The sequence below is a fragment of the Burkholderia sp. ABCPW 11 genome, from assembly GCF_001523445.1.
Lineage (GTDB): Bacteria > Pseudomonadota > Gammaproteobacteria > Burkholderiales > Burkholderiaceae > Burkholderia.
On the sequence record NZ_LOVM01000027.1, the window covers coordinates 181,195 to 198,794 of the forward strand.

11 protein-coding genes and 1 pseudogene are annotated in these 17,600 nt (G+C 70.8%); 3 read left to right on the top strand and 9 right to left on the bottom strand.

All coding sequences use genetic code 11. The features are described from left to right. Positions 1 to 3: 3 nt before the first annotated feature. The 9 genes from glgX to WS61_RS10980 form a co-directional block, all read right to left on the bottom strand. A complete protein-coding gene (gene glgX, locus WS61_RS10940; protein WP_059500492.1) occupies positions 4 to 2,118 on the bottom strand; it encodes a glycogen debranching protein GlgX in 2,115 nt (704 codons plus the stop codon). Positions 2,119 to 2,150: 32 nt separating this feature from the next. After that, a complete protein-coding gene (gene glgB, locus WS61_RS10945) occupies positions 2,151 to 4,358 on the bottom strand; it encodes a 1,4-alpha-glucan branching protein GlgB (RefSeq protein ID WP_059500493.1) in 2,208 nt (735 codons plus the stop codon). Continuing rightward, a complete protein-coding gene (gene treS, locus WS61_RS10950; protein WP_059500522.1) occupies positions 4,355 to 7,765 on the bottom strand; it encodes a maltose alpha-D-glucosyltransferase in 3,411 nt (1,136 codons plus the stop codon). The genes glgB and treS overlap by 4 nt, the downstream gene beginning before the upstream one ends. Next, the gene (locus WS61_RS10955; protein WP_059500494.1) at positions 7,765 to 11,157 is read right to left on the bottom strand and encodes a maltotransferase domain-containing protein; all 3,393 of its coding nucleotides are present in this window, start codon (positions 11,155 to 11,157) and stop codon (positions 7,765 to 7,767) included. Before WS61_RS10955 ends, treS begins: the two co-directional genes overlap by 1 nt. 150 nt (positions 11,158 to 11,307) lie before the next feature. Beyond that, entirely contained in the window at positions 11,308 to 11,826 is a 519-nt protein-coding gene (locus WS61_RS10960) for a phage protein NinX family protein (RefSeq protein ID WP_059500495.1), read from the bottom strand. Positions 11,827 to 11,854: 28 nt separating this feature from the next. Then, positions 11,855 to 12,646 (bottom strand): endonuclease/exonuclease/phosphatase family protein, encoded by a 792-nt coding sequence (locus WS61_RS10965; protein ID WP_059500496.1) that lies wholly within the window; start codon positions 12,644 to 12,646, stop codon positions 11,855 to 11,857. Further along, on the bottom strand, positions 12,637 to 14,832 hold the full coding sequence (locus tag WS61_RS10970) for a VTT domain-containing protein (RefSeq protein WP_059500497.1): 2,196 nt from the start codon (positions 14,830 to 14,832) through the stop codon (positions 12,637 to 12,639). The genes WS61_RS10965 and WS61_RS10970 overlap by 10 nt, the downstream gene beginning before the upstream one ends. Then, positions 14,829 to 15,167: a hypothetical protein gene (locus tag WS61_RS10975; protein WP_059500498.1), complete on the bottom strand. Its 339-nt coding sequence runs from the start codon at positions 15,165 to 15,167 to the stop codon at positions 14,829 to 14,831. The genes WS61_RS10970 and WS61_RS10975 overlap by 4 nt, the downstream gene beginning before the upstream one ends. Further along, positions 15,164 to 15,859: an MgtC/SapB family protein gene (locus WS61_RS10980; protein ID WP_059500523.1), complete on the bottom strand. Its 696-nt coding sequence runs from the start codon at positions 15,857 to 15,859 to the stop codon at positions 15,164 to 15,166. The genes WS61_RS10975 and WS61_RS10980 overlap by 4 nt, the downstream gene beginning before the upstream one ends. Positions 15,860 to 16,035: 176 nt before the next feature. Between WS61_RS10980 and WS61_RS10985 the strand changes: the two genes are divergently transcribed. From WS61_RS10985 to WS61_RS10995, 3 genes and pseudogenes are all read left to right on the top strand, one after another. Further along, positions 16,036 to 16,278, top strand: coding sequence for a DUF6566 family protein (locus tag WS61_RS10985; protein ID WP_034209223.1), 243 nt, complete (start codon positions 16,036 to 16,038; stop codon positions 16,276 to 16,278). A gap of 86 nt (positions 16,279 to 16,364) precedes the next feature. Next, positions 16,365 to 17,072, top strand: a complete 708-nt coding sequence (locus tag WS61_RS10990) for a succinate dehydrogenase/fumarate reductase iron-sulfur subunit (protein WP_059500499.1) — start codon at positions 16,365 to 16,367, stop codon at positions 17,070 to 17,072. 193 nt (positions 17,073 to 17,265) lie between these two features. Then, positions 17,266 to 17,454: pseudogene (locus WS61_RS10995) on the top strand (putative Na+/H+ antiporter); the annotation flags it as partial. Positions 17,455 to 17,600: the final 146 nt, after the last annotated feature.

Genomic DNA, 17,600 nt, shown 5'->3' on the forward strand with positions numbered 1-17,600 from the left:
TCCTCACGAAGGGTAATCGGGCGGCACGGCCGCGACCGCGATCACGGCCGCGTGCGCGGCGACGTCGAGCCCGGCTTGCGGCCACGAGCGCGGGCCGGCGTCGGGTGTGGCGGTATCGAGCAGGATGCGGTATTCGAGCACGGGCGCGGGCGGCATGAACGTGATGGTCGCGGCCGACGCGTTCAGCATCACGAGCAACGCCTCGGTGCGGCCGGTGCGGCCGGTGCCGACGCGCCGCATCGTCAGCGCGCGGCCTTCGCTGTCTTCCCATGCGGGCACGGTGAGCGCGTCGCCGCGTTCGTCGAACCACTCGATCTCGCGCATGCCCGGCGCGCCGTCGCGGTCGCCCGACGGATAACGCGGCGCCGACATCACCGGGTACATGCGTCGCAGCGCGGCGAGCCGCGACACGAAGCGCGTCATCTGCACGCCGTCGTCGCTGTGCGCGAGGTCCCAGTCGAGCCACGACAGTTCGTTATCCTGGCAATACGCGTTGTTGTTGCCCTGCTGCGTGCGGCAGAATTCGTCGCCGGCGACGAGCATCGGCGTGCCGAGCGCGGTAAACAGCGTCGCGAGCATCGAGCGGGCGACGCGCGCGCGCACCTCGCGGATCGCCGCGTCGTCGGTCGGCCCTTCGGCGCCCCAGTTCGCGCTGCAGTTGTCGTCGTGGCCGTCGCGGTTGTCCTCGCCGTTCGCGTCGTTGTGCTTGCCCGCATACGACACGAGGTCGGCGAGCGTGAAGCCGTCGTGCGCGGTGATGAAATTGACCGACGCCCACGTGCGGCGCCGCCCGTGGTTGAACAGGTCGGCCGAGCCCGACAAGCGCGCGGCCGTTTCCGGGCGCTGTCCGGCATCGCCGCGCCAGAAGCGCCGCACGGTGTCGCGAAACCGGTCGTTCCATTCGGCGAAACCGGGCGGATGGCGGCCGAGCTGATAGCCGCCGGGGCCGAGATCCCACGGCTCGGTGATCAGCTTGCGCTGCGCGAGCACCGGGTCTTGCCGCAGGGCGTCGAAAAACCCCGCGCCCGGATCGAAGCCGTGATCCTCGCGGCCGAGCGTCACGCCGAGATCGAAGCGGAAGCCATCGACGTTGAATGCGGTCGCCCAGTAGCGCAGCGAGTCCATCACCATCTGCACGACGCGCGGATGCGACATGTTCAGCGTGTTGCCGCAGCCGGTTTCGTCGACGTGGTAACGCGGATCGTCGGGCCGCAGCCGGTAGTAGCTCGCGTTGTCGAGGCCGCGCCACGACAGCGTCGGCCCGAGCTGATTGCCTTCGCACGTGTGGTTGTAGACGACGTCGAGCACCACTTCGATGCCGGCCGCATGCAACTGGCGGATCGCGATGCGCATTTCGTCGAGCCGCCGGGTCGTGAGATACGCGGGTTCCGGCGCGAAGAACGCGGCCGTGTCGTAGCCCCAGTAGTTGCGCATGCCGCGATGCACGAGCGCACGCTGCTGCAGGAATGCGTGAACCGGCAGCAGCTCGACCGTCGTCACGCCGATCGACAGCAGATGATCGATGAACGCAGGATGCGCGAGCGACGCGAACGTGCCGCGCTCCGGCGGGCGCAGCCCGGCGCGGCGCATCGACGCGCCGCGCACGTGGGTCTCGTAGATCACGGTGCTGCGCCACGGCACGTTCGGGCGGCGGTCGGTGCTCCAGTCGAATGCCTCGTCGACGACCACGGCCTTCGGCATCGCGGGCGCCGAATCGCGGCGGTCGATCGACAGGTCCGCGCGGTTCGAATGCACGCGATAGCCGAACAATGCGTCCGACCAGCGGAACTGGCCGACCAGCTTGCGCGCGTACGGGTCGAGCAGGAGCTTGGTCGGATTGAAGCGGTGGCCGTGTTGCGGCTGGTACGGGCCGTCCGCGCGAAAGCCGTACACGGTGCCCGGATGCGCGTTGGGCAGGTAGCCGTGCCACACCTCGTCGGTGCATTCGGGCAGGTCGAGGCGCGCGAGTTCCTTGCGGCCGGTCGGATCGAACACGCACAGCTGGATGCGCTGCGCATGCGCGGAAAATACCGCGAAGTTGGTACCGAGGCCGTCCCACGTGGCGCCGAGCGGGTAGCAGCGGCCGGGATCGAGACGGGCGGGCAGGGCGGTCGGCATGGGGCGGTCTCCGTGTCGAGGGCGCGGGGAAATCAGGCGGGTGTGAGCCACAGCGTGGCGAGCGGCGGCAGGCGCAAGGTGGCCGACCACGCCTCGCCGTGGGCGGGCACGGCTTCGGCCCACACGGCGCCGTCGTTGCCGGCGTTGGTGCCGCCGTACGACGCGGCATCGGTGTTCATCAGTTCGCGCCAATGACCCGGCGCGGGCAGCCCGAGGCGGTAACCGGCGCGCGGCACGGGCGTGAAGTTGCAGACGGCGACGACCAGGTGCCCCGCATCGTCGCGGCGCGCGAACGCGAACACGCTGTTGTCGCGGTCGTCGCCGATCAGCCAGGAGAACCCGGCCGCATGGCAGTCGAGCGCATGCAGCGCCGGTTCGGCCGCATACGTGCGGTTGAGGTCCCGCACGAGCCGCTGCACGCCGCGATGCGCGGGCGCGTCGAGCAAGTCCCAGTGCGGCGACGCATCGTGCGCGAACTCGGCCCATTGCGCGAATTCGCTGCCCATGAACAGCAGCTTCTTGCCGGGATGCGCCCACATGAAACCGAAATACGCGCGCAGCGTCGCGAGCCGCTGCCACGCGTCGCCGGGCATCTTCGCGACGAGCGAGCCCTTGCCGTGCACGACCTCGTCGTGCGACAGCGGCAGCACGAAGCGCTCGGAGAACGCGTACACGAGCCCGAACGTCATCCGGTCGTGGTGATAGCGGCGGTGGATCGGGTCTTCGTGCAGATACGCGAGCGTGTCGTGCATCCAGCCCATGTTCCACTTGAAGTCGAAGCCGAGCCCGCCGTCGCCGGTCGGCGCGGTGACGCCCGGCCACGCGGTCGATTCCTCCGCGACGGTGACGACGCCGGCCGGCGCGGCCGCACCGTGCAGCGTGTCGTTCAACCGGCGCAGGAACGCGACCGATTCGAGGTTTTCGCGGCCGCCGTATACGTTCGGCACCCATTCGCCTTCCTTGCGCGAATAGTCGCGATACAGCATCGACGCGACCGCGTCGACGCGGATGCCGTCGACGTGATAGCGGCGCGCCCACGCGAGCGCCGACGCGACGAGGAACGCGCCGACCTCCGTGCGCCCGACGTTGAACACGCAGGTGTTCCAGTCGGGATGCATTCCCTCGCGCGGATCGGCGTGCTCGTACAGCGCGCTGCCGTCGAATTGCGCGAGCCCGTGCGCGTCGTTCGGAAAATGCGCGGGCACCCAGTCGACGAGCACGCCGATGCCGGCCGCATGCGCGCGATCGACGAAGCGCGCGAAGCCGTCGACCGGCCCGAAGCGCGCGGACGGCGCGAACTGCGCGAGCGGCTGGTAGCCCCACGAGCCGCCGAACGGGTATTCGGCGATCGGCATGAACTCGACGTGCGTGAAGCCCATGCCCTTGACGTACGGAATCAGCCGCTCCGCCAGCTCGTCCCACGTCGCGCTGCGTTCCATTTCCTCGGGTATGCGCAGCCACGACTCCGGATGGACCTCGTAGATCGACCACGGCACGCGATAGCGGTCGTGGCGCGGCCGCGCCTGCATCCAGCCGTCGTCGTGCCACGCGAACGCGTCGAGCGCCGCGACGTCGGCGACCACCGACGCCGTGCGCGGCGGCGCTTCGGTCGCGCGCGCGCACGGATCGGCCTTGTGCGGCAGCACGCGCCCGTCGGCCGCGCGCAGCTCGTACTTGTAGCGCTCGCCCGCGCCGATGCCCGGCACGAACAGCTCCCACACGCCCGACGGCCGTCGCAGCCGCATCGGATGGCGGCGCCCGTCCCATCCGTTGAAATCGCCGACCACCGAGACGCGCTGCGCGTTCGGCGCCCAGACCGCGAAGCGCACGCCGTCGGTATCGTCGATGCGCACGGGCGTCGCGCCGAGGCACTCGAGCACGGCGGCCGGGTCGCCGGCCGAGAAGCGCGCGAGCGCCGCGTCGTCGAGCAGCGTGCCGAATGCGTACGCGTCGTCGGTCACCTGGTGCGCACCCGGCCAGTCGATCGCGAGCAGGTAATGGGGCCAGCCGCCGTCGTGCGCGATCGTCCCCGCGAAGCAGCCGGCGCGATCGATGCACGCGAGCGCGCCGAGTTCGGCGCCGTCCGGCGACAGCGCGCGCACCCGTTCGGCGCCGGGCAGCAGCGCCCGCACGACGATCCGGTCGGCCTGTTCGTGCGGGCCGAGGCACGCGAACGGGTCGGGATGCCGGCCGGCGAGCAGTGCGTCGATGTCGGCGCGTTCGAACAGCGTGTCGGTCATGGGTTTCCTCCATCGTCGGGCAGCACGCCGTCGCCGAGCAGGCGATCGACCAGCGCCGCGAGCCCGCCGACCGGCACGCTCAGCCAGTCGGGCCGGTTCGACGCTTCGTAGCACAGCTCGTACGACGCCTTGTCGATCAGGAACAGCGCGAGCAGGCGGTCCGCGTAGCGCGGGTCGACGAAGCGCGCGGGCGCGAGGTCCGCGGCCGCGCGATAGCATTCGACGAAGCGGTCGGCGGCGGCCTGCCCGAAGCGGTCGAACAGCGCGCGCTTGCGGCCTGCGGCCTGCGGCGGCGCTTTTTCGATCGCGAACTGCGCGGTCGCGCTCACGTACGACAGCGAGCGCAGCAGGCCGGCCACGTCGCGCAGCGGATGCGACTTCGCGCGACGCCGCTCGAGCGGGCGCGCCGGTTCGCCTTCGAAGTCGATCAGCAGCGCGTCGCCCTGCACGTCGAGCACCTGGCCCAGATGAAAATCGCCGTGAATCCGTGTGCATTGCGCATCGAGCGTGCGCGGCACGAGTTCGCCGAGCGCCCGCACGGCTGCGTCGCGCGATGCGAGCAGCGCGTCGGCCGATGCGCGGGTGGCCGCATCGAGCGCGTCGAGCCGCGTGCGCAGCACGTCGAGCGCATGCTCGAACGACGCGATCGCGTCCACGCACCAGCCGTCGACGTGCTCGGGCGTCGCGCGCTCCGGCGCGAACGCGGGATCGTCGGACGGCTGCGCGAGCGCGACGTGCAACTGGCCGAGCCGCGTGCCGATGATGCCCGCGAACGCCGCGTAGCCGAGCAGCGCATCGGGCGCTTCGTCCGTCTCGGCGGCCTCGCCTTCGTCCGCGGCCGGCAGCGCGAGCTCGTCGATCGCGCGCCGCAGGAAATCGAACGAGCGCGTCCACGCGTCGCCCTGGTTGTCGACGTAGCGCTGCAGGATCGCGACCGTGTGCGGCGAGCCGTCCGGGTCGACGTGCACGACTTCGCCGGCCAGCGTCGCGGTGTTCGCATAGCCGATGCGCGTCAGGTGCCGGCTCATTTCGGCTTCCGGATGAACGCCGTGCGCGACCTTGCGCACGAGTTTCAGCACGATCGCGTCGCCGATCACGAGCGAGCTGTTGCTCTGCTCGGCCGCGAGCCAGCGCACCTCCGCGTCGTCGCCCGGATCCAGCCCGGCGAGCGCGTCTTCCGGAAGAAAGTCGAGCCGGCCGCCGTCGGCCGTCGGCACCATCGCGCCGTCGCGCAGCTTGCGCAGCATCCCGCGCGCGAACGCCGGCAGCGCGAACGCGTCGGTCAGGTAGCCGACCGTGTGGCCGCGCCGCACGCGCGCCAGGGCGAGCTGCGTGAACAACGGATGAGACGTCTCGCCGCCCCAGGCGGTCGCGAGCGGCACCACGTAGCGTTCGACGCCGCCGTCGCTTGCGGACACCCACGCCTCGGCATACTGGAACGGCTCGTCCGCCACCGGCGTGACGACGTTCAGCCACGCGTCGCCGATCGCGCGATCCTTCGACGCGAACCAGCGCCGCCGTGCGAGCCACGACGCGAGCGCGTCGTGCGCGAGCGCATGCAGTTGCGAGACGTCCGGCCGCGTATCGCCGCGCCGCATCACGAGCGTCACGTATTCGGGCAGCGGCTCCGCATGCGGCTGCCGCCACGACGGCTCGCGGCCGTGCTCGGCGAGCACGAACCACAGGAACCCGTACGGCGGGAAGGTGAGGAGATACGGGAGCTGGCCGATCGGCGGAAACGGCGAATCGGACGTCATCTCGATCGGCACGCGGCCCGCGAATTCGGACAGGTCGAGTTCGACCGCCTGCGACGCGCGCGACAGGTTCGCGACGCACAGCACCGGCTCGTGGCCCTCCAGCTCGCGCAGGTACGCGAGCACCTTGCGGTTCTCCGGGCGCAGGAAGCGGATCGTGCCGCGCCCGAACGCCTGCGACGCGCGGCGCGTCGCGAGGATGCGGCGTGTCCAGTTCAGCAGCGAATGCGGATCGCGCGTCTGCGCCTCGACGTTGATCGCGTCGTAGCCGTACAGCGAGCCCATCACCGGCGGCAGCACGAGCAGTTCCGGGTCGGCGCGCGAGAAGCCGCCGTTGCGATCCGACGACCACTGCATCGGCGTGCGCACGCCGTCGCGGTCGCCGAGGTGGATGTTGTCGCCCATCCCGAGCTCGTCGCCGTAGTAGATCACCGGCGTGCCGGGCATCGACAGCAGCAGCGAATTGATCAGCTCGATGCGGCGCCGGTCGCGCTCCATCAGCGGTGCGAGCCGGCGCCGGATGCCGAGATTCAGCCGGGCGCGCCGGTCGCTCGCATAGGCCTGCCACAGCAGGTCGCGTTCCGAGTCGGTGACCATCTCGAGCGTCAGCTCGTCGTGGTTGCGCAGGAACACGGCCCACTGGTTGCTCGGCGCGAGCGCCGGCGTCTGCCGCATGATGTCGAGGATCGGGAAGCGATCCTCGCTCGCGATCGACATGTAGATGCGCGGCATCAGCGGGAAGTGGAACGCCATGTGGCATTCGTCCTCGTTGCCGAAGTATTCCTGCACGTCCTCCGGCCACTGGTTCGCCTCGGCGAGCAGCATCCGGTTCGGATACTCGGCGTCGATCGTCGCGCGGATCCGCTTCAGGATCGCATGCGTCTCCGGCAGGTTCTCGTTGTTCGTGCCTTCGCGCTCGACCAGGTACGGCACCGCGTCGAGCCGCAGCCCGTCGATGCCGAGGTCGAGCCAGAAGCGCATCACCTGGATCACTTCGCGCACGACGGCCGGGTTGTCGAAGTTCAGGTCCGGCTGGTGCGAATAGAAGCGGTGCCAGTAGTACTGGCCGGCCACCGGGTCGTGGGTCCAGTTCGACGTTTCGGTATCCAGAAAGATGATCCGCGTGCCCGCGTATTTCGTGTCGGTGTCGGACCACACGTAATAGTCGCGATGCGTGGAGCCCGGCTTCGCACGGCGCGCGCGCTGGAACCACGGGTGCTGGTCCGACGTGTGGTTGATCACGAGCTCCGCGATCACGCGGATGCCGCGCGCATGCGCTTCGCGGATGAAGCGCCGCACGTCGGCCAGCGTGCCGTAGTCGGGATGCACGTCACGGTAGTCGGCGATGTCGTAGCCGTCGTCGCGGCGCGGCGACGGATAGAACGGCAGCAGCCAGATCGTGTCGACGCCGAGTTCGGCGATGTAGTCGAGCTTCGCGATCAGGCCGGGGAAATCGCCGATGCCGTCGTTGTTCGAGTCGTAGAACGACTTCACGTGCACCTGGTAGATGATCGCGTCCTTGTACCACAGCGGATCGTCCGCACAGAGCGCGGGTTCGCGGCGGCGCGCGCGGCGCCGGCGCGGCGTGCCGGCCGGCGCGAGCGACGGGAACTGCGCGCGCCGTACGTCGTCGAGGGAATCTTCGCGTTTCATCATCCGTGGGCTCCCGAGGAGGGTCGGGCGTCGTCCGGTGCGGGCGCCGCCGCCCGCGCGGCGCCCGGAGACGGCGCGAGCCGCCAGATTGCGTACGGCCGCACGTGCGGGTCGAGCGAGACGTACTGGCGATGGCCTCGCCAGCTTTCCGCGTGCGCGGCGTCCTGTTCGAGCGCATCGAGCGGTTCGCCGTCGGCCAGCCCGAGGCCGCGCCACAGCGCCGCATCGAGCGTGAAGTTCGCGGCCTGCGGATGCCACGGGTCGAGGCTGATCGCGACGGCCACCACGCTGTCGAACGCGGGCGTCGCCTTCGTGAATACGAGCACCGAATCGTTGTCGGCCTCGACGAAGGTGAGCCCGAGATGCGTCTGCAGCGCCGGATGATCGCGCCGTGCGCGATTCAGCCGCGCGATTTCCGTGCCGATGTGCGCGGCCTTGCTCCAGTCGCGCGCGCGCAGCTCGTATTTCTCGGCGTCCGCGTATTCCTCGCTGTCCGGCAGCGGTGCCGATTCGCCGAGCTCGAAGCCCGAGTACAGGCCCCACGAGCCGGCCAGCGTCGCCGCGAGCGCCGCGCGGATCACGAACTGCGAGCGCGGCGCGTTCTGCAGGTGGCGCGGGTTGATGTCGGGCGTGTTGACGAAGAAGTTCGGCCGGAAGAATTCGCGCGCCGGGCCGGCCGTCAACTCGGTCAGGTAATCGATGAAGTCGCGTTTCGACTCGCGCCACGTGAAGTACGTGTACGACTGCGAGAAGCCGACCTTGGCGAGCCGGTACATCATCCCCGGTCGCGTAAACGCCTCGGACAGGAACACGACGTCCGGATGCCGGCCGCGCACGTCGGCGATCATCCACGCCCAGAACGGCAGCGGCTTCGTGTGCGGGTTGTCGACGCGGAAGATCCGCACGCCCGCGTCGACCCAGAACAGCACCGCGTCGCGCAGCGCGAGCCACAGGTCGGGCAGCGCGTCCGGCGCGTAGAAATCGGGGTTCACGATGTCCTGGTAGCGCTTCGGCGGATTTTCGGCGAAGCGCAGCGAGCCGTCGGGCCGCCATGCAAACCAGCCCGGATGTGCGGCGAGCCATGGATGGTCGGGCGAGCACTGGATCGCGAAATCGAGCGCGATTTCGAGCCCGTGCCCGCGCGCGGCGTCGACCAGCGCACGGAACGATTCGAGCGTGCCGAGTTCCGGATGCACGGCCGTGTGCCCGCCGTCGGGGGAGCCGATCGCGTACGGGCTGCCGACGTCGTCGGGGCCGGCGGTGAGGCTGTTGTTGCGGCCCTTGCGGGCGGACGTGCCGATCGGGTGGATCGGCGGGAAATACAGCACGTCGAAACCCATGTCGCGGATGCGCGGCAAATGGGCGATCACGTCGTCGAACGTGCCGTGCCGGTGCGGATCGTCGCTCGCCGAGCGCGGAAACATCTCGTACCAGCTCGAGAAGCGCGCCTTGCGGCGCTCGACGTCGACCGGGTAGGTCGTCGCGTCGTGCGTGACGAACGGGCGGTAGCGCAGCGCCGCGAACGCGTCGGCGAGCGCGGGCGCGCCGATCAGCGCGAGGCGGTCGTCGGGCGACGCGTCCTTGAGCTCGGCGGCGAGCCGTTCCATCCGCGTGACCGCGCGCGGATCGTCCGGCTCGGCGAGCTTCAGCGCGGTCGCGAGCAGCAGTTGCGCTTCGCGCACCTCCAGCGTCACGTCCTGGCCGGCCGCCCGCTTCTTCGCGATGTCGGTGACCAGCGACGCCCAGTCGTCGCGCCACGCGATCACGCGAAATTCATGGCGACCGAGCCGGTCGAGCATGACGCGCGCATGCCAACGGTCGTTCGGCTCGGCTTCGAACGGGATTTCGCGCCAGGCGTCGTCGTCGGCGGCGCGCCACTGGAGCACGGCCGCCAGATGCGCGTGCCCGTCCGTGAAGATCGACGCACGAACGACGAGCGGCTCGCCGATCACGCGCTTGATCGCGAAGCGGCCGTCGTCGACCGACGGCTCGACGCGCTCGATCGCGATCCGGTCGGCCGCGAGCGCCGCCGACAGCACGGTGCGCTCGCGCGCGGCGTCGGGACGCGCGGTGACGGGCGGCGCCTGCCACGCGTGCAGCAGCGCATACGCGCCGGGCGCGAGCGTGAACGGCTCGAGCGCGGCCGGCGGATGCGTTTGCGCGCCGTCGTGCGTGGCGACGCGCGTGAAGCCGCCCGGCACGCCGGGCAGGATCGTCGCCGGGTCGACCGTGGCCGGCGCGTCGAGATCGGGATTCAACGCGATCAGCAACGCGGTGTCGTCGTGTTCGAGCAATGGACCGGTGCCGCGCAGCAGCGCGGTCGCATGCGCGCCCGGCGCGCTCAGTTGCACGATTTCGCCGCGGGCCGCCACGACGGGCGTGGCGCGGCGCCATGCATTCGCATCGGCGATCGCGCCCGACAGGTCGAAACGGGCGTGCTCGAACGCGGCGCGGTAGCGTTCGGCATCCGCGTCGCGGGCCATCAGCGGCACCGTCACGCCGCGCTCGAAGCCCATCGGCACGAGCCAGCCGGTGCCGACGGCGGCGGCCGTCCACAGCGCGCGGCGATACGCGCGGGCGACGGTGTCGTCGGGTGCATCGGGCCAGTCGTCGGCGAGACGCGGGCCGTCCGGCGCATCGGGAAACGCGATCGGCGCGCCGATGCGCCGCAGCAGCCGGTGTTCGTCCGTGAACCATGGCGCGCGCAGGTCCCACCAGCGCACCGACGAGAACACCGCGTCGAAGCCGGCGGTTTCGAGCTGCGCGAGCGCGTCGCGCGCATGGCCGGGCACGCCGGCGAGCACGGCGACGTCCGGGCGCGCACGGCGCAGCGCCGCACGCCAGCCGGGCCACCAGTCGGCCGGCAGATGATGGGGGGCGTCGATCAGGAAGCCGGCCGCGCCCGCGTCGGCGAACGTCGCGAGATGCGCGCACCACCATGCCGAGAGCGCGTCGCGCGTTGCTGCGTCGCCGGCGTTCGCCTGCGCGATATCCAGCGCGTGCGCGGTGCCGCGCGGGTCGATCAGCGCATCGTCGTGCGTGTGCTCGACGTACCAGTCGGGATGGTCGGCGCGCAGCGGGTTCTCGCGCGCGATGCGATCGGGCACGACTTCGAGCAGCAGGCGCAGCCCGTGGCCTTTCGCCAGTTGCGCGAGCCGCGAGAAGGTTTCCAGTGCGCTGGCGCGCGTCGCGAACGATTGGGCCGGCTGCCGGAAATCGGCCACGTGGCGCGGAAAGCCGGCGACGCTCGCGGCCCAGAACGCGCCGACGAGCACGTGATCGAAGCCCATGCCGGCGATATGCGCGAAGGTCGGCGGCCACGCGTCGAGCGGCCCCACGAGACGGGCGTCGCAGAAGTAGAGGTGCGGAGCGAACGGCGGAGTGGAGTCCATGGCGTGGCGCGGGCGAGTGGCGGCGAGCGGTAAAGCCGGTGCGTCGCAACGCGCGTGCCTGCTGCGCGACCGCCGGCGGGGCGGGGCGTCCGCGGGAATGCGAATTGAAGGGCTGTCGTTTTTACATGCCTGACGGACCGGCGGCTGCACTTACATGCGCGGTATCGACCGGATATCCGAACTGTCTCCTGTCGCCGGATCGCCGGCCGCCGGGTCGCCGGCCGCCGGATCATCATCCGTGTCCGGAATCGGCGCTCCCGGGTCATACCACACCACCGCGCCATGTTCGATCCGGTGCGGGAACGGCGGCGGCTCGTCCACCTCGTCGCCGAAGCGCGCGCGCACGAACGCGCGCAGCAGCGCTTCGCGCGCCGTGCGGCCGCGAGCACCGCAGGTCGACGGGCCGTCGACGAAGGTCGCGTCGCATTCGACGGTGTTGCCGTGGCCGGCAATCCGCAGGTCGGTCACGCGATCGAGCACCGCGCCGGCATCGGCCCACGATGCCGAAGGCGCGAACGGCGCATCGAGGTGCCGGAGCGCGTCGCATGCGGCCGTCACGACGACGGTGGGCGAGACGGCCGTGAAGCGCAGCGTGTCTTCGTCATCCGCGCACAACGCGCGTGCGCACCAGTAATCGAGATCCTTTCCGTCGAGTGCGTCGGTTCGCATGAGCGGGCTCCGTCGTATCGAAAAAAGCTCACCGCGCAAGTGCCGTGCCCGTCGCGGGCGTCGCGCGCATCCGGGCCACCAGCGGGTAGTGATCGGACGCGTGCCGTGCCCGCGCGCTGCGATGCACGACCACGTCCACCAGCAACTCGCCCGGATGGATCCAGATCCGGTCCAGCGAGAACACCGGCCACACGGTCGGAAACGTGCGCGGCGCGGGCGCGCGCCGGAACCGCGTGACGAGCGCTTGCAGCGCGCGGCCGCGCACGAACCATTCGTTGATGTCGCCGAGCAGGATCACCGGCATCGCGCCCGTGTCGAACGCCGCGAGCAGCCGCTGCACCTGCGCGCTGCGCTCGCTGGCCGACAGCCCGAGATGGGTCGCGACCACGCGGATCGTGCCGGCGCTGCAGTCGATGTCGGCGTCGAGCGCGCCGCGCGGCTCGCGCGGGTGGAACGACAGGTCGAGCGTGCGCGCCGCGCGGATCGGGCAGCGCGACAGCACCGCGTTGCCGTAGCGGCGCTCGGGCGTGTCGATCGTCGGGCCGGCCACCGCGTGCATGCCGGTCGCGTCGCGCAGGTGCGCGAGCACGTCCGGCGCGCGCGTGCCGCCGAGCGGTACTTCCTGCAGCGCGATCACGTCCGCGTCGAGTTCGTCGATCACCGCCGCGATCCGGTCGGCCGCGCGCGCGTGCCACACGCCGTAGCCGCCGCGGATGTTGTAGGTCGCGATCCGCAGGTCGCGCCCGCCCGGCGCGGCGACGGGCGCCGCGTCGGCGGTGACGACCTGCGGCGGCGGGGCCGCGTGCGTGCTCAGCGCCATCGTCGCAGCATCCTCACGAGCAGGATCGACACGCCGACGAGTGCGAGGCCGATTGCCGCGAGCCACGCGAACGCGCCCGGCCCGGGATGACTGAGCGCGGCCGTCAACTGGTGCGCGAACGTGACGGTCAGCACGATGCCGGGCAGCATCCCGAGCGCGGTGCCGACCAGGAAGTCGCGCAGCCCGATGTGCGACGCGCCGGCGACGAGGTTCACGACGGTGAACGGCGCGATCGGCAGCAGCCGCAGCACGGCCATCGCGACCACGCCGCGCCGGCCGATGTGCTCGCTCAGCCGGTTCGCGCGCGGACCGGCGAGCCGGCGCACCGCGTCGCGCCCGAGCCAGCGACCGAGCGCGTAGGTCGCCGCGGCGGCCGCCATCGAACCGACTCCCGCATACGCGAAGCCCGGCCACGCGCCGAACACGAGCCCCGTCGCGGCGATCAGCAGCGTGATCGGCACCGCGAAGGTCGCCGCGACCACGTAGGCCGCGAGCAGCAGCGCAGGCGCGGCCGGCAGCCGCGCGATGCCGGCCACTGCGCGCGACAGCGACGCGACGTTCAGGTGCGCGCCCAGCGGCGTGAAGCGCCACGCGAGCGCCAGCGCGGCGATGGCCAGCACGATCGCCCCCAGTACGAAAAAGCGCGCGGTGAGCGACCGATGCTGCTCGTGCGGCACGAATTCGCGGACGAACCGGTCCGGCTCGATCGGCTGCTCGGGGTCGAGCCGCGCGCTGACCGGCACGAGCGCCTCGAATTGCGGCGACACGGCCGGGTCGAGCGTGCGCAGCGTGCGGCCCGGCTTCGCGCGCAGCCGGTCGAGCACGACGTTCGGCCGTTCCCCGCACGCGAACGCGTCGGCCACCGCATCGGGCGTCGTGCCGAGATGCTCGGCCAGCAGCCGCTCGCGCATGCGGGCGATCGCGCCGCGAATGCGTGCGTCGCCGGCCGCGACGAGCGCGATGCAGCATTCGGTATCGAGCAGCATCGAGCGGTTGTTCAGGTTCGCGCTGCCGATCACGATGCATTCGTCGTCGACGATCGCGACCTTGCTGTGCACGTTCACGCACGCGTCGCCGAGCCCGTCGACGTGCGGATACAGCAGCCGGTAGCGGTCGAAGCGGTCGGCCGCCGCGAGCGTCGCGTGCAGCCGCGCGCGCAGCACGCCCATCGTCGCTTCCTGCAGCCAGCCGCTTTGCACGCGCGGCGCGACGACCGTCACGTCCGGCCCGTGCGCGTCGGCAAGGCGCGCGGACAACGCTTCGCGCACGACCGCCGCGGTGAAGTACTGGTTTTCGACATACAGGTGCCGCCGTGCGGCGCGGATCGCGTCCTCGACGAGCGCGCGCACCTGCCGCACCGGCTCGCGGCCGCCGTGGCGCGGCGCCGTGTACGCGATGCCGAGCCGCACGTCGCGCACGTCGACGCGCGCATCGGGCGGCCACGGGTCGTCGTCAGCCCGGTCGAGATGGCGCCGCGCGCGGATCGCGATCGGGCGCCCGCATGCCTGCAGCCAGCGGGAGCGCGCCTGTTCGCCGATCGCGGCGGCGGCGTCGCCGTCGAACATCGCGTGCACGTCGTGGAACGGCCCGTACGGCATGCCGTGCTCGTCGCGGCGGCGCGGATCGTCCGCCGCATGCGCGGGCGTGTCCCAGCGGGCGCGCGTCAGGTCGAGGCCGCCGACGAACGCGAGCCGATCGTCGATCACGACCAGCTTCTGATGATGCGACGCGCCCCGCGGGTGCGCATCGTCGAGCCGGAACCGGATGCCGCGATGCGCGCGCCAGCCGGCCCGATACACGGGCGGCCAGTCGCGCTCCAGCGCGTAGATCATCGCGAAGTCCCACGCGAGCACGTAGATGCGCAGGTTATGGCGGGCGGATGCGAGCGCGTGCAGGAAGGCCGCGAGCGTGTCGGGCAACGAGTCGTCGGCGCCGCCCGGCGCGAGCCGCATCCGGCTGTCCACGTCCCAGCCGACGATGAACACCGTATGGCGTGCGCGCAGCAGCGCCGCGCGCAGCGTCGAGAAGTACGCGTCGCCGTCGACCAGCATCGCGAAGCGGTCCGCGCCGCGGATCGCGTCGCAGTTGCGCCCGCGCTCGAGCAGGCCGTGCCGCAGCGGGCCGTCCGCCGGCGCGGCGTCGAGCCGGCGGTCGTCGGCGCGGGCGATGCGATCGGGCACGATCATCGGGCGCCGACGTCCCGGTCGCCGTCGAGCCACTGCAACAGCGCATCGCAGCGTGCGCGCAGCGCCTGCAGTTCCGGCGAATCCGCGTCGATCCGCACGCGTTCGCCGCTGTGCGGATCGCCGTGCGCGACCACGATCTCGTAGATCTCCTGCGCAATCGTCGCCGACGCGTGCGCGATCCTGATCCGGTCCAGCCAGTCGCATTCGGCGTGGCGGCACGCGAGCCACGCGCGCAACGCGCCGACCAGCTGGCCGGTCGTGAGCCAGGCCCCGCTGCGCATGCGCGCGGCCAGTTGGCTCGTCACGAGATAGGAGAGCAGGTCGGTCTGGGTCACGCGAAACTCCTTGACGAGGTGTCGGGTCGACAGGTCCAGACGCACGCGATGTTTTGCAGCGTCTCGCAGATCGCCGCGAATTCCGGCCCGCTCGTGCGCGAGAACGAGACGGAGATGTCGTCGGTGTCCGGATCGTCGTCCGACTGCTGGACGATGAACCGTTTCACGCGCACGCGGCCGGGGCCGAGCGCTTCGTGCAGCGTGCCGAGCGTCAGGCCGCCGCGCTCGGCCACGAGCAGCAGCGTGCGCTGCTGGCGCTGCGCGATGAAGCGGCGCTCGAGCGGCTTCACGCCCGCGAGGATCGCGAGCACGATCGCGGTGGCGCCGATCGACGCAACCACCATGCCGCCGCCCGCGGCGAGCCCGACGCCGGCCACCGCCCACAGGCTCGCGGCCGTCGTCAGCCCGCGCACCATTTCGCCGCGCAGCAGGATCGAGCCCGCGCCCAGAAAGCCGATGCCGGACACTACCTGCGCGGCGACCCGCGACGGATCGAGCACGACGCCGTTTTGCCCGCGCACGTCCTCGAAGCCGAACGTCGACACCAGCATCACGAGCGCGGCGCCCACGCACACGAGCATGTGCGTGCGCAGCCCAGCGGCCCAGTTCAGGCGCTCGCGTTCGAGCCCGATCACGCTGCCGAGCAGCGCGGCCAGCAGCAGGCGTCCGAGTAATTCGAGGTGGCCGATCATGATGTGCATCCTTTCCGGCCCTGCGCGATGCGGGCCCGTTGCGCTTCGATGCGGAAAAGGGACGCAAGCGGCGTGCCGGCCGGGCACGGCGCGTGCGCACGAGACCGATGGCGTGCGCGGCGCGCCGCCGGCGCGCATTTTTTGCATCGTCATCGCAGATAAGACAGGAGGCCACCGTGGCACATCAACAGGACGCACAGGTTCGAGATCCGTATCGCGGTCACGAAATCCTCGTATGGGCACGGCCCAACGAGCGAGGCGCGTGGCGCGACGAGGTACAGGTGTACGCTGCCGGCGCGCGCATCGAACTGGCTGTACCGGAGGCCGCCGGCCCCGAATGGCTGACCGAGGTCGAGGCGCTGCGCGCGGGCGTCGAGCGCGGCCGCTATCTGGTCGACAAGCGCGTGGACGACGATTGACCGGCATGGCGCTTGCGGCGCGGTGTGCCGCAACGCCGCCCCGCAGCACCCGTGAACCCATGCCGGCCCCGCGCCGGGAGGAACCGATGAGCGATCCGCGCACCCTGCATATCTACCGCTACGACCCCGATCGCGACGCGCAGCCGTACCTGCAGCGCTACGAGATCGACGTGGACCCGGCCGACCGCATGCTGCTCGACGTGCTCGGCCGCGTGAAGCGCGACGACGAGACGCTCGCGTACCGGCGCTCGTGCCGCGAGGGGATCTGCGGCTCGGACGCGATGAACATCAACGGCAAGAACGGCCTCGCATGCCTGACCAACATGCAGACGCTGCCGCGCGAGATCGTGCTGCGGCCGCTGCCGGGGCTGCCGGTGGTGCGCGACCTGATCGTCGACATGACCGACTTCTTCAACCAGTACCATTCGATCCGGCCATACCTGATCAACGACACGACGCCGCCCGCGCGCGAGCGGCTGCAATCGCCGGAAGAGCGCGACCAGCTCGACGGGTTGTACGAATGCATCCTGTGCGCGTGCTGTTCGACGTCGTGCCCGAGCTACTGGTGGAACCCGGACAAGTTCGTCGGGCCGGCCGGGCTGCTGCAGGCGTACCGCTTCATCGCCGATTCGCGCGATCTGGCGACGGCCGAGCGGCTCGACGATCTCGAGGATCCGTACCGGTTGTTCCGCTGCCGGACGATCATGAACTGCACGGACGTGTGTCCGAAGGGGCTGAATCCGACGAAGGCGATTTCGGAAATCCGGACGATGCTGGTCAGGCGGACGGTGTGACGCGCGACGTGTGAATGCGTTGCAGCAGAGGTAGTAAGCATCACACGCCCTGAATTTCTGCCCCAGGGCCTTTCCGTGTGTCAATCGGTTCGGCCAAAAGACATCAATTAAATGCTTCAATTTAATCATCAACTCAATATCGCGGGCGCCGCCAAGGTTCGAATTGGTGCCGAGTCGATATAGCAGATTGATTGCGAAATACATGCTCGTCGCGGGCGCGGTGGCCGGCGGCGGCCTGACCGTCATTGCGAATGCGCCGAATCCGGCCGGCCTCGCGATCGTGCGCAGGGGTTTTCGCGACGAATCGGTGAGCGTGGGCGGATTGCTCGCCGCAGCCATTGTGCCGACGCTCGTTGCCAGTGCGGCACTGCTTTTTCTGTGAACGCTGCGCGCTGCCGTTGAAGTTGCTTCGCTGAACCGGATGTCAAACCGCGTTTTTCGCAAGCTGGCAGCCCTCGCGATCGGCTGCGCGTCAGCCGTCGCGGCATGCGCTGCCGCTCGCGTTCATTGGGCTGGCACGTTGCTCGG

Excerpts from the sequence above, each read along its gene's own strand:
- glgB (WP_059500493.1), bottom strand. The coding sequence starts at position 4,358 with ATGACCGACACGCTGTTCGAACGCGCCGACATCGACGCACTGCTCGCC.
- treS (WP_059500522.1), bottom strand. The coding sequence starts at position 7,765 with ATGAAACGCGAAGATTCCCTCGACGACGTACGGCGCGCGCAGTTCCCG.
- WS61_RS10970 (WP_059500497.1), bottom strand. The coding sequence starts at position 14,832 with ATGATCGTGCCCGATCGCATCGCCCGCGCCGACGACCGCCGGCTCGAC.
- WS61_RS10990 (WP_059500499.1), top strand. The coding sequence starts at position 16,365 with ATGAGCGATCCGCGCACCCTGCATATCTACCGCTACGACCCCGATCGC.
- WS61_RS10980 (WP_059500523.1), bottom strand. The coding sequence starts at position 15,859 with ATGATCGGCCACCTCGAATTACTCGGACGCCTGCTGCTGGCCGCGCTG.
- glgX (WP_059500492.1), bottom strand. The coding sequence starts at position 2,118 with ATGCCGACCGCCCTGCCCGCCCGTCTCGATCCCGGCCGCTGCTACCCG.
- WS61_RS10965 (WP_059500496.1), bottom strand. The coding sequence starts at position 12,646 with ATGGCGCTGAGCACGCACGCGGCCCCGCCGCCGCAGGTCGTCACCGCC.
- WS61_RS10955 (WP_059500494.1), bottom strand. The coding sequence starts at position 11,157 with ATGGACTCCACTCCGCCGTTCGCTCCGCACCTCTACTTCTGCGACGCC.
- WS61_RS10960 (WP_059500495.1), bottom strand. The coding sequence starts at position 11,826 with ATGCGAACCGACGCACTCGACGGAAAGGATCTCGATTACTGGTGCGCA.